15 protein-coding genes are annotated in these 16416 nt (G+C 47.9%); 8 read left to right on the top strand and 7 right to left on the bottom strand.

Translation table 11 applies throughout. The features are described from left to right. Nucleotides 1-304 precede the first annotated feature (304 nt). Nucleotides 305-1480 carry a MerR family transcriptional regulator gene (locus AB0763_RS00850; RefSeq protein WP_306101896.1) on the top strand — a complete coding sequence of 392 codons (1176 nt, stop codon included), beginning with the start codon at nt 305-307 and terminating at the stop codon, nt 1478-1480. A gap of 156 nt (nt 1481-1636) precedes the next feature. Here AB0763_RS00850 and AB0763_RS00845 read toward each other — a convergent pair whose 3' ends face one another. Continuing rightward, complete coding sequence (locus AB0763_RS00845) at nt 1637-2089, bottom strand: Fur family transcriptional regulator (protein ID WP_306101895.1); 453 nt, start codon at nt 2087-2089, stop codon at nt 1637-1639. A 198-nt stretch (nt 2090-2287) separates the two neighbouring features. Further along, nucleotides 2288-3064, bottom strand: a complete 777-nt coding sequence (locus AB0763_RS00840; RefSeq protein ID WP_306101894.1) for a CmcJ/NvfI family oxidoreductase — start codon at nt 3062-3064, stop codon at nt 2288-2290. Between the two features lie 267 nt (nt 3065-3331). On the opposite strand from AB0763_RS00840, the gene AB0763_RS00835 reads away from it, so the two are divergent. After that, nucleotides 3332-3712 (top strand): VOC family protein, encoded by a 381-nt coding sequence (locus tag AB0763_RS00835; RefSeq protein WP_306101893.1) that lies wholly within the window; start codon nt 3332-3334, stop codon nt 3710-3712. A gap of 43 nt (nt 3713-3755) precedes the next feature. On the opposite strand, the gene AB0763_RS00830 is transcribed toward AB0763_RS00835, so the two are convergent. The 5 genes from AB0763_RS00830 to AB0763_RS00810 form a co-directional block, all read right to left on the bottom strand. Beyond that, nucleotides 3756-5777 (bottom strand): methyl-accepting chemotaxis protein, encoded by a 2022-nt coding sequence (locus AB0763_RS00830; RefSeq protein WP_306101892.1) that lies wholly within the window; start codon nt 5775-5777, stop codon nt 3756-3758. A gap of 307 nt (nt 5778-6084) precedes the next feature. Continuing rightward, nucleotides 6085-8286: a YjbH domain-containing protein gene (locus AB0763_RS00825; RefSeq protein WP_306101891.1), complete on the bottom strand. Its 2202-nt coding sequence runs from the start codon at nt 8284-8286 to the stop codon at nt 6085-6087. Beyond that, nucleotides 8283-9044 carry a capsule biosynthesis GfcC family protein gene (locus AB0763_RS00820; protein ID WP_306101890.1) on the bottom strand — a complete coding sequence of 254 codons (762 nt, stop codon included), beginning with the start codon at nt 9042-9044 and terminating at the stop codon, nt 8283-8285. Before AB0763_RS00820 ends, AB0763_RS00825 begins: the two co-directional genes overlap by 4 nt. After that, entirely contained in the window at nt 9041-9724 is a 684-nt protein-coding gene (locus tag AB0763_RS00815) for a YjbF family lipoprotein (protein ID WP_306101889.1), read from the bottom strand. Before AB0763_RS00815 ends, AB0763_RS00820 begins: the two co-directional genes overlap by 4 nt. A 79-nt stretch (nt 9725-9803) precedes the next feature. Further along, on the bottom strand, nt 9804-10088 hold the full coding sequence (locus tag AB0763_RS00810) for a hypothetical protein (protein ID WP_306101888.1): 285 nt from the start codon (nt 10086-10088) through the stop codon (nt 9804-9806). 452 nt (nt 10089-10540) lie between these two features. Here AB0763_RS00810 and AB0763_RS00805 point away from each other — a divergent pair, with 452 nt between their 5' ends. The 6 genes from AB0763_RS00805 (at nt 10541) to serC (ending at nt 16415) form a co-directional block, all read left to right on the top strand. Then, nucleotides 10541-11428: a LysR family transcriptional regulator gene (locus AB0763_RS00805; protein WP_306101887.1), complete on the top strand. Its 888-nt coding sequence runs from the start codon at nt 10541-10543 to the stop codon at nt 11426-11428. A gap of 141 nt (nt 11429-11569) precedes the next feature. Next, nucleotides 11570-12790 carry an acetyl-CoA C-acetyltransferase gene (locus tag AB0763_RS00800; RefSeq protein WP_306101886.1) on the top strand — a complete coding sequence of 407 codons (1221 nt, stop codon included), beginning with the start codon at nt 11570-11572 and terminating at the stop codon, nt 12788-12790. Then, nucleotides 12787-13455 carry a CoA transferase subunit A gene (locus AB0763_RS00795; protein ID WP_306101885.1) on the top strand — a complete coding sequence of 223 codons (669 nt, stop codon included), beginning with the start codon at nt 12787-12789 and terminating at the stop codon, nt 13453-13455. The genes AB0763_RS00800 and AB0763_RS00795 overlap by 4 nt, the downstream gene beginning before the upstream one ends. Further along, nucleotides 13440-14165, top strand: coding sequence for a 3-oxoacid CoA-transferase subunit B (locus AB0763_RS00790; protein WP_306101884.1), 726 nt, complete (start codon nt 13440-13442; stop codon nt 14163-14165). The genes AB0763_RS00795 and AB0763_RS00790 overlap by 16 nt, the downstream gene beginning before the upstream one ends. A 262-nt stretch (nt 14166-14427) precedes the next feature. Further along, nucleotides 14428-15165, top strand: coding sequence for a sulfite exporter TauE/SafE family protein (locus AB0763_RS00785; RefSeq protein ID WP_306101883.1), 738 nt, complete (start codon nt 14428-14430; stop codon nt 15163-15165). Between the two features lie 74 nt (nt 15166-15239). Continuing rightward, nucleotides 15240-16415: a 3-phosphoserine/phosphohydroxythreonine transaminase gene (serC, locus tag AB0763_RS00780; RefSeq protein ID WP_306101882.1), complete on the top strand. Its 1176-nt coding sequence runs from the start codon at nt 15240-15242 to the stop codon at nt 16413-16415. Nucleotide 16416 lies beyond the last annotated feature (1 nt).

Below are 16416 nucleotides of genomic sequence, written 5' to 3'. Positions count from 1 at the left end.
GCTTAAAATGTAAAGTCTCCCATTTTTATGCGCATAAAAGTGTGCAATGCCAGTCGAGTACTCGTCCATGCGTTTACTGAACGAGAACTGGCACCGGTTAAAGATCGACACAAAATAACTTTATCGGTAACAGCCTGTAGACCCATCGGCGGGCACACTCACTTTCAGCCAATCAAAACTGAGCGATCTTTTTTGCCAATGTCGCTTGACCTGTCTATAACTTCATAGTTTATCGTTATTCATAATCTGGTCTGGTTAAGCCAGTCGCCCTATTGTGAAAAGAGAACAACCAGGACATTTATCTGTGTACCGAATTTCTGAATTAGCAAAAAAAGTCGGGCTGTCGCGTTCCACCTTACTTTACTATGAGAAGCAGGGTTTATTACATGGCGCGCGACAAACTAACGGCTATCGACTTTATTCCGAGGACCACCTCCAGCAGTTGCGTTTATTACAACAACTGCAAGCCGGCGGATTAACACTGAAAGAATGCCAATCTTGCTTAGACAATCAAGTGCCGCGTGCGCTTCTTGAAAAACGCTTGCAGCGGTTAGAGGAAGATATCGCGAAAAAGCAGCAGGCACGAGAATTACTGGCAGCATTACTCGGTAAAGGGTCACTGCGACCTTGGCACCAACAAACCGACAGAGTGGCGCCTGATGCCCATCTGGCTTGGCTAAAACAGCAAGGCTTTAATGAACAGCAAGCCCTGCATTTAAAATGGTTATCCAAAGATATGAACGAACACGATCAATACATGGACGACTTTATGACGGTCTTCCAACACCTAGAGCGCTGGGGGCCTGGCAGTGATGCCGATTCGCTCAAAGCGCTGTCAATACTGCCCTCCGCTCCCACCAATATTCTAGATATCGGTTGCGGTAAAGGCTTCTCTACCCGCTTATTGGCACAACATACCCCCGCTCACATCACGGCAATCGATAATGAGCAAAGTGCTCTTGATGAACTGAATCAAAAGCTTGTCGAGCAAAAGCTGGAGGAGCGCGTTACCTTACAGTGTGCCAGTATGACCGCCTTGCCATTTGCCCCTGCAAGCTTTGATTGTATTTGGTCAGAAGCAGCTGCTTACATCATGGGGTTCGAGCAAGCATTAACTGAATGGCAAACACTGCTGACCCATGGTGGCTACATGGTGCTGAGTGACTTGGTATGGTTGACGCCACGCCCAAGCCAAAAAGCAGAAGCATTTTGGGAAGCGGGATACCCAGACATGCAAACGATTGAAAAGCGCTTAGAATTAATACGCCTTGCGGGTTTTGATGTCATGGCTCATTTCACCTTGAGTGAACAAGCATGGCACGATTACTACCAACCGCTCAAAGTAAGAGTTAAAGAAGTCAAAACGAGTCTCCCTAACGCCACGGCGATTGCGGATATGGAGCAAGAGATAGCGATCTATGAGGGTTATTTAGGCGAGTTTGGTTATCACATGTTTTTGCTGCAGAAAAAGAGCCCGTAAAGAGAACCCACCTTGGGCGCAGCAAAAACCGGCATCGGCGGTTTCTTTTAGCCTAAGGCGAACAAGGAATAAGAGAGCACTTTATAGCCCTAATAAAGGTAACGCCTGGTAAATAGGTATCAGCCTTTGTCAATTTAACGCTATCAATGGTCAACCTCATTCACTGCAGTCATCACAGATGCCATTGATTTCGAGCTGTTGAGTGGTCACGGTAAACCCTTGCTGACGAGCGTGAGACTTCAAGCCAATCACCATTTCTGGCGCCAAATCTTGTTCGGTGATTTTGTCGCATTTTGTACAGATTAAAAACTGTGGGATGCCGTGGTCGTGCTCGCAGCGAATATGGGAACACACAATGTACTTATTAGACACTTTCAGTTTGTGAACTAAATGCGCTTCGACAAGAAAGTCTAAAATGCGATACACCGACATGGGCTGTAAAGTGAGGTCTAAACGGGTTTTACAATACTCAATCAACTCATAAGCAGACAGCGCAATATTGGACTCAACCAACGCTCGCAAAACCGTTTTTCTTTTCGGCGTCAGCTGCTTACCTTGCTCTTGACAACTTTTTTCTGCCTGCTCAATTACGGAATTTATTACTGACATGCCACATTACCTCATTGCCTGAATAAAACAATGTTATAACATATCAATTCCAGATACCAATGTTCATTATCGCAATATGAGTATGACTTCATCGGTATCTTCGCCCTCATTCACCACAAATCGAACAGAGTCAGTCTCCATACCTTTATACCGCATACTCCCAGTACCGAGGCGTCAAGCTTACAACAATCACCATGATCAATAGCGCACCAACAAACGGCTTTCCAAGCTTTTACGGGGAGGATGATCGTCTCCGGCTTCTTGCCGTTCTAATGCGCTGTGAGCCACATAGGGTAAACCTTGATTGTCGTATACATTAAAGATCACCGCTTCTTCCGGGCGCATTTTTGATAAATAAAACCAATGGTGATCGGGATTGGCAGCCACGCCCAAAATTTCCCCCTGACGATCGGGGTAAATAAGATCAATCGTCATCCAGTCTTCTTGGTGCATTGAATACGGGCAAATAAACCCAAGCGGCGAACTCATGATGGAATTGTCCACCGGTCGCCACACGTTAATAAAACCAAAATGGCCTTGCTCGTACTGCTTTGCCTTTTCCCGGCCAACTAAGTCTTCTAGGCGCTGAGCAATGGCTTGTTCACTGTAATCATTGTGAACATTGCGAGCGGGTCGACGCGAAGCATCGGGATCGTCAACGCGAAGCGTATGGTCAAAGACCAGCACGTCTTTCGCGCCAGTAAACCGCTGAGCCAACTCGGTCAACTCTTGTTCATAAAGCGCCTGCCAACCCGGTTGGGTAAAGTCTTTTATCACACTCGGGGCGTTGACAAAGGTCACACCATGGCGCAAAAAGTCGGTGACTTGCTCTGTCTCGCGTAAATCTTCCACGTCAACCTCTACAGAGGCCAACTCAGGTGTGATCAACTGCCCCTCAACGCCTTCGACATCAAAGTAAAATGCTTGGCGAAAAGGTTTAACAACATGATAATTGACATTGGCTTTTACGTTCATAAGTGACCTCGCAGTGGGTGAGCTCAAATTTATGCTCGAGACTATAGCGAAGTATTACAAGGACAAAAACCAGCATGGAATAAAATGACTATTCACTTTTTGTTGAAAATAACGTGAGTATTGATCAAAAACTCGCACTTTCATGGCCAAGGACTATATTTAGCAAGGGGATAAAAAGTCGAAATCTCAGTGTTTGAGCCGAATAGTTAATAAATATCTAATAGACGCAACGACCGATAACACACCAAATATCGTGAGGACTATGCCATGTTAAACAATCCCATCAGCTGGTTTGAAATCTATGTAGACGACCTTTGCCGTGCGCAGCGGTTTTACCAAGCGGTTTTTGATCTGCAACTTTCTCCCCTCAATGATCCCAATGACTCTGGCATCCAAATGCTGGCGTTTCCCTCACAAGTCAATCAATACGGTGCCACTGGGGCTTTGGTTAAAATGGAGGGTATCAGCGCTGGGGGCAATAGCACCATCATTTACTTTTCATGCCAAGATTGTGCCGTGGAACAAGCGCGTGTATGTGCACTCGGCGGCCAAATACAGCAAACCAAAATGGCGATTGGAGAATACGGATTTATCGCACTTGTCATCGACAGTGAAGGCAATATGATCGGCTTACACTCAATGAACTAAACGCTCATATCTTCACTGAGTGTAAGGCTGCCGATGGTGTTAATCAGACCGGTTTATCGATGCTATCAATGGTAAATTGACCAACGAGCTCGGTTTGGTGTTGTGCCAGCTCATTCAGGGATTGGCTGTGCGCGGCCAACGATTCCGAGTTCTCGGCAATGACACTGCCGCGATCCGAAATGCCAACGATATTTTCCGTGACTTCTTTCGCCACCAAACTTTGCTGCTCACAAGCAGCGGCAATCGAACGACTCATGTCATTAATACTGGCCAAATTGCCAACCATAGATTGCAACGATTGTGTCGCCTCTTGAGTTTGTTGCACCGATAAATCGGCAAAGGATTGGTTTTCTCTCACTATGGTCACCGCTTGCTTTGCCTGTGCCTGTAGGCCTTGAATCATCTGGTTGATTTCATCGGCCGATTGACGAGAGCGCGTCGCCAGAGAACGAACTTCATCGGCAACGACAGCAAACCCGCGCCCATGCTCGCCGGCTCGCGCCGCTTCAATGGCGGCGTTTAACGCCAGCAGATTAGTTTGTTCAGAGATACTTTGAATAACTGACAACACTTCACCGATTTGTTCACTTTCCTGTGAAAGGTTTTCAATAATGGTACTCGCCTCATCCAAAGAAGATTTAAGCTGGTGCATAAAGTCCAAATTGTCATTCATGGTACTCATATTGGTCTCTGCCAACGACGCCACTTCATCGACGCGCTGACTGCTCGTCGCGGCGTGGCTTGCCACTTCATTGACCGCCGACTCCATCTCGGTCACTGCCGTCGCCATTGAATCGGTTTGTTGGCGCTGCTCTTGTACTTCATCTCGCGCTTTTTGACTCATGGCATAGCTTTCTTGAGCCACTTGCCCGACTTCCCGTGCCGACCCTTGGATCTGTGCCAATACCGAACATAACTGCTCACTCAAGGCATTAATATTATCTGTCACTATCCCCATTTCTGAGCAGTACTGGCCTGATATTTTATGCGTCATATCACCTTGGCTCAGAGCCGATAATGCCTGAGTAATTCGCGCTAATGGCTTGCGTATTGCACTGACAACCGTCACGGCAACCACCACCCCGACCACCATAGACAGCACCGCCAAAATAGCATTGAGCTTGATAGAAAAGTCCGATTGCTGATTAGCCACCTGCAGCGCCTGCGCGGAAAGTTGACGTACGGCACTGGCCAACGCGTTGCCTTCCTTGATCACTTGGTTAATTTGCGTCGTCATTGACGCCAATAAATCAGCGCTCTTATTTTGCCGGTCTAGATATTTAAGGTGTTGATGAATCAACCCTTGTGGTTCAGAAACCGTACGGGTCAACAAATTGAGATACACGGAGAGACTTTCTTCACTGCTTGGCATGATCTCGAGAACATGTCGACTCTTTTCGCTAAATAACAGCAAGTGCTTGTCGACCGCTTGCACTAATGCCTGCATGTTATCGGGCTTTTCAACCGCTAAAACTCTTTGCAAGTACCCTTTCACACCAATGCCTTGTGCCAAGATCACGTCTAAATCCCACAAGGCATTTTGGTTTTCATCAAACTCGGCATCCGCTTTAAGATCCGCGATATCTTGCTCAAAGAAAATCCATTCACCATCAAACTGACTGAGCTCTTGTGCAGAGGCCAAACGAGCTTCTACTCGCTGGTTTTGAATCGCAAGGTGTTGTTGTGCATGTAAAAAGAACGACTCCGTTTGCTTTTGCAATGTGTGCAGAGGTTGCTCTAACTGTGGATAACGGGCAAAGCCTTGTTCCAGATCCTGAAATAAGCTCGTTATCTCTTGTTGCTGAGCAGAAAACTGCTGCTCGAGTTGAGTTCGAAGTGTGGCTTGGGTGCTATTGGCGTGCACTAACACCAGTCGATTGGCATTTTGAATATGGAGCAGCAGAGTATTTGACTGATCGAGCAACTCTGTTAACGTCGATGCCGTTAAGGTCAACTGATCAGACATTTTCTGTTGTGAGAAATACGCCGAACCACTGACGGCCAACACACACACAATTAACAACGCAAACCCGCCGACGACGCGTTGAATTAAAGATAAATACATAATGATCACACCTTCCAATGGTCTGGATATCACAACATTTTGGCAATGAAAGAGGGTAATGCCCCACTACGGGTTGCGATGAGTCGTTGTGCTTGTCCAATCCCAACGACTCACTGCCCTTAAAACAATCATAACCCAAAATGTATGAATGTCTTCTAAAATTCACCAAAATGTGCGTAAAAGCAGAGAAACCATAAGAAACCGGTCACGCATACCCTATCGATAATGCCGACAAAACACTTGCTCGAAAACAAAAAAAGGCGCTGTCACCAGCGCCTTGTTGTCACTTTTAATCGATGGAACCGAATTAAGGTAACCTTGAGTCCGGGATTGCTCGGCTATACCAAGGCGATCTGGGATCGGTCACATCATAAAGTTCATACTTGCGGTTGAGCATCTGTCCGCCATCACGGGTCAGCGGCTGCCAAGAGAACTTCAAGCGACTCGTGCTGGGTTTCACCATCAAGATGTCCATAGGAATGGACAGGTAAAAACCTTTGGTAAAACTGCCTTCACCGTATTCTTCAGCAGACAAATTGGTTTTAGTCGCATAAACCCCTGCGATCACCCCACTGTCAAACTGCTTAGAAAAATCGACCGTGACCCCTTTGTCGCCAGCTAAATATTGGCCCGCTTTCAGTTGTAGCAGCGAGTTGTCAAACAAACCTGAAAATTCTGGCTGCCAATACAAGGTCGCTTGACCAGTAAAGCCCCCTGTTTGAACTTGGTAGTTTTGGTTGGTCTCTGCGTCGTAATGCCACTCTTGCTCATACAAACCAAAGAAGGAATTCGGATTGCGCTGCTTAACATAGTTGGCATCCACCCCAAAAGCCCAATTAGACTGCAGTGGGCGATACAAAATTTCGCTACCTGCCCCTGCAAACATAGACTCTAAATAACCGCCGTAGGCCTGAAAGTAGACATTATCACTCAAGCGGTCGAGGTAGGTCAGCTGCAAGTTACTCAAAGAGACTCGAGGGTCGAGGTACTGCCTAGCTAGCGTTCGTACTCGCTTAACCGATGTGCCATCCGGTGGCACGGTATAAGTAAACTTATCATAGTTGTTTTCAATATTGCCATACAATGAACCCGAAGCGATAAAGTGATCATTGAGCCAATAACTGGCACTGGCGTTCATGCCAATCGCATACAGATAAAACCCTTCTGCACTCCCGAAGGTTTGTTTCAACGATGGCGACAACCCATAGTCGAGATCATCAATACTTTGCGCTTTGAGCTCACCGTCAACCTCTTTGGCTTCGGTCGGAAAACGAGCATCGTCAAACCGCGCATTAGGGTAATCGACTTGCGCTACCCGTTTAAACGTATGAGCGTCGATGTCTGTCTGAGCAACGCTTTGCTTATCAGAAACTTCCACCACTCGATAAGTCTTGGCGCTTAGGCCAGTGTTGGCGATGAGAGTCGCAACGCGCTCTTCGCCTTCACGGCGATCGCGATACTTTTTCGCCTCGCCAACCACGGTCACCACATCCTCTTTTTGGTAAACCGAGGTCTGCTTATACCCGGCGATGTCGTTGATATCTTGGGTGAGTTGTACCCATTGCTCATCAGTCAGTTGATCTACTGGCGCGGTTTCTTGATAAGACGGTGCTTTGTCATCAATCCACACAGAGCGCAAATTCGCCAAGTTCGTGCCCATAGATAAGCCGGCCGTCAGTGTATTGCCTCGCTCGTAACTCAGGCGGATTTTTGCCCAGTCGGTCAACGCATACACCGCGCCGACATTCCAATGACTGTCGACCGGCATCGAGATATCCCCCTCGGTAACCGGAAAGTCACTTTGGTAATCATTGCCATCGTATTCCAGCTTTAACACCAAAGGTTGCCAAGGCGTTTGGTACTCAAGACCACCAAAAACGGCAGTACAACCGGTAAACATGCGGCCAAGCTCAATGCTACCACCTTCACTTTCAAAGGCACTATCTCGCTCACAGTCACTCGAGCCTGATGTTTTGCCGAATAAATTACCACTGTTGCCTATGTAGCCCCAGCCAATCCCCAAGGTAAAATCTAACGGGCCTAGACGCTTGTTGGCGGCAATAAATTCACTGTCAAATAATCCGGTGCCGCCGATATCTCGAAACCCCAGTGATACTTGTGGAAGCCAAAAACTCTCTTCTAGCAAGCGAGCCTTGATATCAATCGATTTATCCGTGTAATCGGTATCACCACTGAATGAGGCATCGTCGCTGTAAAGCAAATCGTGAACTTGGGTATAACGAATGGTCGACTCAAGCCAAGGAAACACCTGTAATGACACAGCATAGTTGATGTAGTCATCATTGTTGGTCACGTTAAAAGTAAACTCACCTTGCTCCATCATGCGTGCGCTTGGCATCTGCATTAAGCCAACGCCACCAAAATCAGACTGCGAGTGAGTCAAGACAGGACCGCTAAACGAATCCGCCATGACCTTAGGGGTCAAACTGGCGAGCACACTTAGTGAAAGAAGAGAGAGTCTCCAAGAAGAAGCAGTGTGTTTTTTCATGGCATTCGATTTCTTAATAATTCAACAACGACAGCATTCAGATCGCTGTGCGATCCCCCCACGGACGACGCCATCGGTAGATAAATGACGGCACCAGGCGCGATATCGCGGTGTTGATGGTTCCAGTAGGCAATGGGGTGTTTTTCCACGCTGCCATCTGCTTGAATCACCCAAGCAACATCATTGGCCACAGCCACTGGGCGGGCGTGTTGCAAATAGTAATCAGCGCCATGACGGGCGGACCAGACATAACGGCCAGAACGTTCAACACCGCCCAAAACCCAAACATGGGAAGGGTTAGACATCAGCACCGCGTGCCACTGACCACTTAAGCGAGGATTGTCTTTTGGGCTCACTCTGGCGTTATCTGGGTCAAGAGAGATAAATAATCGCTTAGCGTACTGCCAAAAGCTCAATTGCTTTTTGAGTGACTGCCATTGAGCGCGTTGCGAGTCATTGTCGGCGCGTTCGATCTGCTGATCAATTTGAGTCAATACCTGCGTCTTCAATTTGTAGGGCGCAGAAACATCGAACAATGCCGATGTAAGCCAATCAAACTTAGCCGTTGACCAGTTTTGCTGAGTTAACAGCGTATTCATCGCTGGCTCAAGGCGAAAGGGCTGGGTGAATTGTTGTGAAAACTGCTGGCCTTGATAGTCAACCGTTAAAGAGTTCGTCAGTGTCTTAGACCAGGTGGCTGGCGCGATAAACAGAGAACTTGCCAAGCTCCAAAGGGCAAAGTGTACAGATAGCTTCACGATGACGCTCCCGCAGAATACGCTTTTCCAATCGCCGTTTTAAATATTTTCGAGCCAGGGAAAAGATGTTGCTCAGCCATTTCAACTAAGCCAGTTTGAGGGTTTAACCAAAAGGTATTTTGATAGCTCAATGACAGTGCTTTCACCGTCACCACCTCGGTTACCGGGATCAATAACTTCGTTTGCGTAGGCATGGTCACATTTTCGGCTTGACCTAAAATAAACTGCGACTCAGCTTGGTAACCAATGTGATAGCCAGGCTGCCAATCTAGGGTATATTGCCACCTTTTTGGCGTCGATGGCTTGAGTAGATTTAGCGCTAGAGGGTCGGGAGACGTCGCGGTTAAGCGCAACAAATCGCCATACTGAAAATTCACGGTTTTGACGATTCGACCCGCTTCCGTTACCAAGATCTCATTATCCGCTGATAACCATTTAAATTGCTGATGATAAAGCCCAGGCTCTACCCAACCTAGAACCAATAAAGCTTGGGGGTCGCTATCTTGTTGAGCAAATAAAGAAGCGTAAGGGGTGTTTTCTACTAGTTGCTGTGAAACCTGGTTTGACTCTGGGCCAATAAAGGCAGCCTGAAGGGTGGCATTGAGGTCTTTAACTTTCTGAGTGCATGCACCAAGGAGCACAACACTGGTTAAGGCGACTAGGTATCGTGCCTTTAACATAGCGATTACCATAAAAATAAAAAGTACCGAGGGAATAAAAAAGCAACCGCATAACGCGGTTGCTTGGTTTAGGCACTGATTATTGAGCAGATACCGATGTAGACGTTGATGTGGTGTTGTCGTTGTCGCTTGCCACAACCGCTGCGGTCGTAACAACAGCTGCGCCAACACCCACTGCAGCGGCAGTAGAGATACCACCAACAGCAGCTGCAGAACCTGCAGCACCAGCTGTACCTGCCGTGCCGACAGTACCTGCGGTACCAGCAGAACCGGTTGCTGAACCAGCACTAGCGCCCTCAGTTGTTGCAAATGATGGTGCAACCACACCTAAAGACATAATTAAAGCCAACGCAATATTTTTCATAACTTTCCCTTTGATTAACTCGATTTTACTTAGGGCAAGGACCACATAGCCACATTGCCTTTACTCAATGTTTCTGCTGCTCTCAGTGGCCAACATAAACCATGATGCCCTACTCAATGAATACAACGAAACACCTTCCTACTTTGTCACGTAAACGAAAAAAATTCTATTGTTTAAATTTTAACGCGATACATGCCACAGTTTTACTCTAAAAATATTCTTTTCATGAATAAAAAGCAACCAAACCCATTCAGCTCAGGACCACATTGCTATCATTAACGATAAAATCCTACCACCACAACTCACCCAAATCATTGAACGATAAGTGAGCTTGATACGAAATGATCATACTCTGCGCGATCATTAATACCAAAACTGGGACGCAACACTGCGCATATTAATTGAAAATAGGTTAAAAAGTAACTTATTTTCAAACAACTAGTGTCATAATTATGCTTGATAAAATGGCGTTTTTTGTTCGAGTTATTCGCTCTGGCTCAATTTCGGCGGCGGCTCGTCAGTGTCAAATCTCAATCTCGGCCGGCAGTCGCTGGTTGCAAGAGCTCGAGCAACACTTTGGCACCCGCTTGTGCCATCGCACCAATCGCTTACTCGAACCGACCGCGGCAGGATTAACCCTCTATCAAGAATTTGCGCCTCTGACGGATAAAGCCCAGCAAATCACGCGAACGCTCGAAGATTTTCAAGACAGCAGTAAAGGCCATATCCACATTGCCTGTACCCCTGTCTATGCCAATCATTACCTCATGGATAAAATCCGTCGCTATCGTCAGGACAAACCCGGTGTCACATTTAATATCACCGTGACGCCCTGGGCTTTAGATCTTGCCACGCAATCTGATCTGATGATTTCAGCCAATGCCCATTTTCAGGGGTACAGAGAAAAAGACTTATTACTGGTTAAAAGAGAAATCATGACCAGCCCATTTGTGGTGGTCGCCTCACCGAACTACCTCAAGCAACACACTTACCCCAAAACACCCGAAGATCTCTGTCATCATGCCTGTTTGTACGCCTCTACCTTGACAGGCAGTAACGACTGGATCTTTGGTCAACAACAAGAAACGTCATTGATCAAAGTCCCTAAAACCATCGAGATTAACGACAGTGACTTACTGCTGCAAGGCGCGCTGAATGACTTAGGTATCGCTTACCTGCCTCATTTTGTGGTTGAACCAGCGCTAAAAAATAACCAGTTAGAGCAGATACTCACGGATTACCACACCAGCACCTGGAGCCTAAACCTCTATTACCACTCCGCCAAAAACGCTTCAGCCATTAGCCAGGACTTCAAACAATTTCTCTTAACTTCAGGCTAAGCGCCATCACCGCCCTTTTTTAGGCACAAGGCACAACATCGCTTTGCATTTTCGCAAAGCGACTTTGAAATCTCAGCTATATAACCGCCGCACATACCTTCCTACACTGACACTATCTCGACATAACAAGGAAGAAGACTTATGGAGCGTGTTTTTATCGTTGCGGCTAAACGAACACCAATTGGCAAATTTAACGGAGCCTTAGCCTCTCTTAGCGCGGCTGACCTCGGTACTCAAGCTATCCAAGCCGTCTTAAAGCAAACCGAGCTAGAGGCTCAAAACATTGACGAAGTTATCGCCGGCCATGTGCTGTCAGCCGGTACCGGAATGGGCGCCACTCGACAAGCGGCGCTCAAGGCCGGCTTAGCGCAATCCACTCCAGCCTATGGCGTTAACATGATCTGTGGCAGTGGCATGAAAGCCATCATGGAAGCGGCCAGTCATATTCGATCAAACGATGCCCATTTAATCATTGCCGCAGGCATGGAAAGTATGTCAAACGCGCCCTTCATAAGCTCAGCGCAAATACGACGCGGCACCAAGTTAGGACATCAAGCCCTAGAAGACTCCATTTTAAAAGATGGCCTCACTGATGCTTTTCATCATTATCCGATGGGGATAACCGCCGAGAACATTGCCAACGCTTTGCAGATCACTCGCCAACAACAAGACGAATTCGCCCTGCACAGTCAGCGCAAAGCTCAATTGGCGATCGAGAATGGCCGATTTGAGGCCGAGATTTGTCCCGTAGAGATAAAAATTAGGGGAGAATTACAACGAGTTACGCGTGATGAATACCCCAAGTTTGACTGCCAACTCGCCACGCTAGAGAAACTCAAACCGGCATTTGACCCACAAGGTAGCGTTACCGCAGGCAATGCCTCTGGTATCAATGATGGCGCTTCTGCATTGATTTTAGCCAGTGAAAAAGCCGTCAAAGCGCATCATCTAACGCCTTTGGCTGAGATCCTAAGCTATGGACAGGCGGGAGTCGCCCCCGAGGTCATGGGGTTAGGGCCTGTTCCTGCCATTGCGAATGCGCTGCAAAAAGCCGGTATCACCCTCAAAGACATTCAGGCCATCGAACTCAATGAAGCCTTTGCCGCGCAGGCGATAGGCGTTATGAAACAACTCAGTGAAGAGCATCAGATCGAGCTCAATGAGCTATTCACTCGCACTAATATCAACGGAGGGGCGATTGCTTTAGGTCATCCCATTGGTGCGTCGGGTAATCGAATCGTCACCAGCTTAGTTTACCAACTGCTCTCACACCAACTCGACTACGGTCTCGCTTCCGTGTGTATTGGCGGCGGCATGGGCACCGCAATCGTGATTAAACGCTGCCAAGGAGAAATACGATGAAAAAATTACTCAGTCACCCAGCCGATCTTCGCGAACATTTTTTTGATGGTATGACGGTGATGATCGGTGGTTTTATGGCCACCGGAGCCCCCGAATACCTCATCACACAGTTAATAGAGAGCCAAGTAAAAGAACTGACCCTAATCTCAACCGATACCGGCTCTCCGGGCAAAGGGGCCAGTCGTTTAATCGCCACCGGGCAAGTGAAACAGCTGATTGCATCACACATTGGCACCAACCCACAAACCGGTGAACAAATGAACCAAGGGCACTTAAAGGTTGAACTGGTCCCGCAGGGTACCCTTGCTGAGCGTATACGCAGTGCTGGCGCAGGCCTTGGCGGCGTCCTCACCCCCACAGGTATTGGCACCCAAGTCGCAACAGGCAAGCCCATCGTCGAAGTCAATGGTAAGCCTTACTTATTGGAAACGCCTCTTCACGCTGATCTTGCTTTAATTCGAGGTTCAAAAGTCGATCAGCGAGGCAATGTTTTTTACGCGAAAACCACGCAAAATTTTAATCCCCTGATGGCCACCGCCGCCAAGAAGGTGATCGTTGAAGCCGCTCAAATGGTCGCCACGGGTGACATTGCGCCAGAAGCCGTCCATACCCCGAGTATTTATGTTGACTACATCTGTGAGGAGGCCTTATGTCAGATGCATTGATTGTTGAAACCACGCAGCCTAACACCACACAAGGCTCGGTCACTCTCAGTAAAGAACAAATTCGACAGCGCATCGCCTGGCGCGTGGCGCAAGAGATGCAAGATGGAGACGTTGTCAATCTCGGCATTGGCCTACCCACTATGGTGGCGAATCAAATCACTTGTGATATTGAATTGTTGTTCCAAGCGGAAAATGGGTTACTGGGCGTCGGTCATTTTGCCCAAGACGACGAAAAGGATCCGGATTTGGTCAATGCTGGTGGTCAACCCATTACCGCGGTTGACGGATGTTGCTATTTTAGCAGTGCTGATTCCTTTGCCATCATTCGTGGTGGGCACGTTGATATCACAGTACTCGGCGCGCTAGAGGTCGACCAACATGGCAACTTAGCCAACTGGATCATTCCCGGGAAAATGGTCCCCGGCATGGGCGGCGCCATGGATCTCGTCGTCGGAGCGAAAAAAGTGATTATTGCCATGGAGCACACCGTCAAAGGAAAAGCCAAACTCTTATCCGAGTGTACTTTACCTTTAACGGCCGCCAAACAAGTCGACATGATCGTCACCGAAATGGGGGTATTTGAGATCACCGAGCAGGGGATGATGATCACCGAGCTCGCGCCCGAGTTTTCACTCGAACAAGTCCAAGCGGCAACGGAGGCCCCATTACTGATCGCCACCCCCCTTATCGCGATGCCACTGGCCAATTAATATCGGTCTTAGGCGCGCCTCCACGGACGGTAGCGCGCCTTTTTATTGATGCAACCAAAGGGTTACAACACCAATCTCAGGTACAAATAACTTGGTACTACCAAAAGACAAAAGTGGTGCTAACTTCCCTTCCCTATCCTTGGCATACTTGCTACTTCAGTCACAATAGAGTGATAACACGTAGAGAAAGTCGATAGAAGAACCTCTGAGTTAGGTTGATAAACGCTTTCAATCGTTACAAGGAAGTACGAGGTTGAGTGTGATGTTAGATTCCGTTTGGTTGTTAGTCCCTGTGGTTATGCTAGCCGGGTTAGTCCGTGGTTACGCAGGCTTTGGGTTTGCGGCGATTGCCGTGGTGGGCGTAAACTTTGTCTTAGCCCCACAACAAAGCATCCCTATCGTATTGATGCTCGATGTCATCTGCAGTGTCGGCTTACTCAAACAAGCGTTGCGCGAAGCGGATTTCGCCACCTTCAAATTACTCATTCTCGGCGCTATTCTCGGTATTCCCATGGGTATGGGACTGCTGTTTCTCATCCCAGAACAACCGCTTAAGCTTTTAATTTGTATCGTTATTTTACTTATTTCAATCCTTTTGATGTTTGATTTGCGACTGCGCAATGCCGATCGCGTCGGCATCAAAATGGGCTTTGGTATTGCCAGTGGGATTGGCACCGCTGGCGCTTCAGTCGGTGGGCCGATGATCGTCAGCTATATGCTGTCGAGCCCACTAACGGCGACCGCACAACGCGCCACCATGATTTTATTTTTTATTGTCAGTGAAACCTTGGCCGTTGGCGCGCTGTTCACCGGAGGACTGGTTGATACCCAGATCGTCACACTACTGGCTGCATTGCTGATCCCGACTCTGATTGCGGTCAGAATTGGCCAATGGTTGTTTAATCGCAAACCGCCAAAATCACTCAAGCACTTTGCTCTACCCATTTTAATGATGGTGTCGATTTTAGGCATCAGCGCCTCTGTGAGCGCATTGATTTAACTCAACATCACTAAGTGCATTCATCGCTAAGGACTAGCAGCACTTACCACAAGGATAGATAGGAGAACACGATTATGGACAATACCCTTCACCCGGCTTTAATTGGCTCACTCAACTCCACGGCAGAGACGGTGATTAACTTTAGCCCAGGCCCTACCTCATTGCCAAAGGCCGTTGAACAACGCATTGCCGAACGATTTCAGCAACCCGGTTTTACCTCTCTGGCGATGTCTCACCGCGCTCCGGAATTCCAAGCCATTTTAGATCACGCCACAGCAACAGCACGTGAAGTGATGGCCATTCCCGATAACTATCAAATTTTATTCACCCATGCCGGTGGACACGGTCAATTTGCTGCCGTGCCATTAAATTTGTGTTCGCATGCCAGCGATAGAGCAACTTATGTCGTCAATGGTACCTGGTCTGCGCGTGGCCGTGATGAAGCCAAACGCTACTGCCAAGTCGATACCATTGACGCCAAGGATAGCCAAGGCCGCTATGTTAGCTTTCCCGAGTTAACCGAAGATCAAATTCACCCGGAAAGTCGTTATCTTTATTTGTGCTCGAACGAAACCGTCAACGGTATCGAACTGTTCCGTTTACCCAAATTGCCTGCTTCGCGTGCTCACATTCCACTGGTCGTTGATGCCAGCTCAGATTTCACTTCTAAACCGATTGATTGGCAAGGCAGCAATGTCGGTGTTCTGTTTGCCTGTGCATCGAAAAACATTGGCCACCCCGGCTTAACTATGACGGTGGTCCGCGATGATCTGCTTGGCGATGACAAAGCCTCTCCTCTTTGCCCAGGTGTGTTTAACTACACCACCAACAGCAAAGCCGGTAACCTTTGGAATACCCCGGCGACATTCAATATTGAAGTGGTAGGCATGGTGATGGATTGGCTATTAGAACAAGGCGGGGTCGAAGCCAATGAAGCCCGTTCGATAGCCAAAGCCGCTTGCCTGTATCAAGTCATCAATGAATCTAATGGGTTTTATCAAACGCCCGTCGATGACGAGACGCAACGCAGTCGCATGAACGTTCCTTTTAATGTTAACGGCGGCGATGAAGCGCTGACCGAACAGTTCTTAATTGAGAGTTGGGATCAAGGCATGGTCGGCCTGCGTACTCTCACGCCATTTGGGGTGGGTGATTACTTGCGAGCCAGTTTATATAACGGGGTTACCTTAGAAGAAACACAAGTGCTGGCCACCTTTATGCGTGAATTTGCCAACAAACACCAAGCCTAAC

Origin of the sequence: Vibrio sp. HB236076 (assembly GCF_040957575.1) — a bacterium.
Lineage (GTDB): Bacteria > Pseudomonadota > Gammaproteobacteria > Enterobacterales > Vibrionaceae > Vibrio.
This window is presented reverse-complemented; position numbering and strand designations above follow the sequence as displayed.

What these genes read in the sequence shown, in the direction of transcription:
- AB0763_RS00845 (WP_306101895.1), bottom strand. Translation starts at nt 2,089, where the DNA reads ATGTCAGTAATAAATTCCGTAATTGAGCAGGCAGAAAAAAGTTGTCAA.
- AB0763_RS00840 (WP_306101894.1), bottom strand. Translation starts at nt 3,064, where the DNA reads ATGAACGTAAAAGCCAATGTCAATTATCATGTTGTTAAACCTTTTCGC.
- AB0763_RS00835 (WP_306101893.1), top strand. Translation starts at nt 3,332, where the DNA reads ATGTTAAACAATCCCATCAGCTGGTTTGAAATCTATGTAGACGACCTT.
- AB0763_RS00830 (WP_306101892.1), bottom strand. Translation starts at nt 5,777, where the DNA reads ATGTATTTATCTTTAATTCAACGCGTCGTCGGCGGGTTTGCGTTGTTA.
- AB0763_RS00825 (WP_306101891.1), bottom strand. Translation starts at nt 8,286, where the DNA reads ATGAAAAAACACACTGCTTCTTCTTGGAGACTCTCTCTTCTTTCACTA.
- AB0763_RS00815 (WP_306101889.1), bottom strand. Translation starts at nt 9,724, where the DNA reads ATGTTAAAGGCACGATACCTAGTCGCCTTAACCAGTGTTGTGCTCCTT.
- AB0763_RS00810 (WP_306101888.1), bottom strand. Translation starts at nt 10,088, where the DNA reads ATGAAAAATATTGCGTTGGCTTTAATTATGTCTTTAGGTGTGGTTGCA.
- AB0763_RS00805 (WP_306101887.1), top strand. Translation starts at nt 10,541, where the DNA reads ATGCTTGATAAAATGGCGTTTTTTGTTCGAGTTATTCGCTCTGGCTCA.
- AB0763_RS00800 (WP_306101886.1), top strand. Translation starts at nt 11,570, where the DNA reads ATGGAGCGTGTTTTTATCGTTGCGGCTAAACGAACACCAATTGGCAAA.
- AB0763_RS00795 (WP_306101885.1), top strand. Translation starts at nt 12,787, where the DNA reads ATGAAAAAATTACTCAGTCACCCAGCCGATCTTCGCGAACATTTTTTT.
- AB0763_RS00790 (WP_306101884.1), top strand. Translation starts at nt 13,440, where the DNA reads ATGTCAGATGCATTGATTGTTGAAACCACGCAGCCTAACACCACACAA.
- AB0763_RS00785 (WP_306101883.1), top strand. Translation starts at nt 14,428, where the DNA reads ATGTTAGATTCCGTTTGGTTGTTAGTCCCTGTGGTTATGCTAGCCGGG.
- serC (WP_306101882.1), top strand. Translation starts at nt 15,240, where the DNA reads ATGGACAATACCCTTCACCCGGCTTTAATTGGCTCACTCAACTCCACG.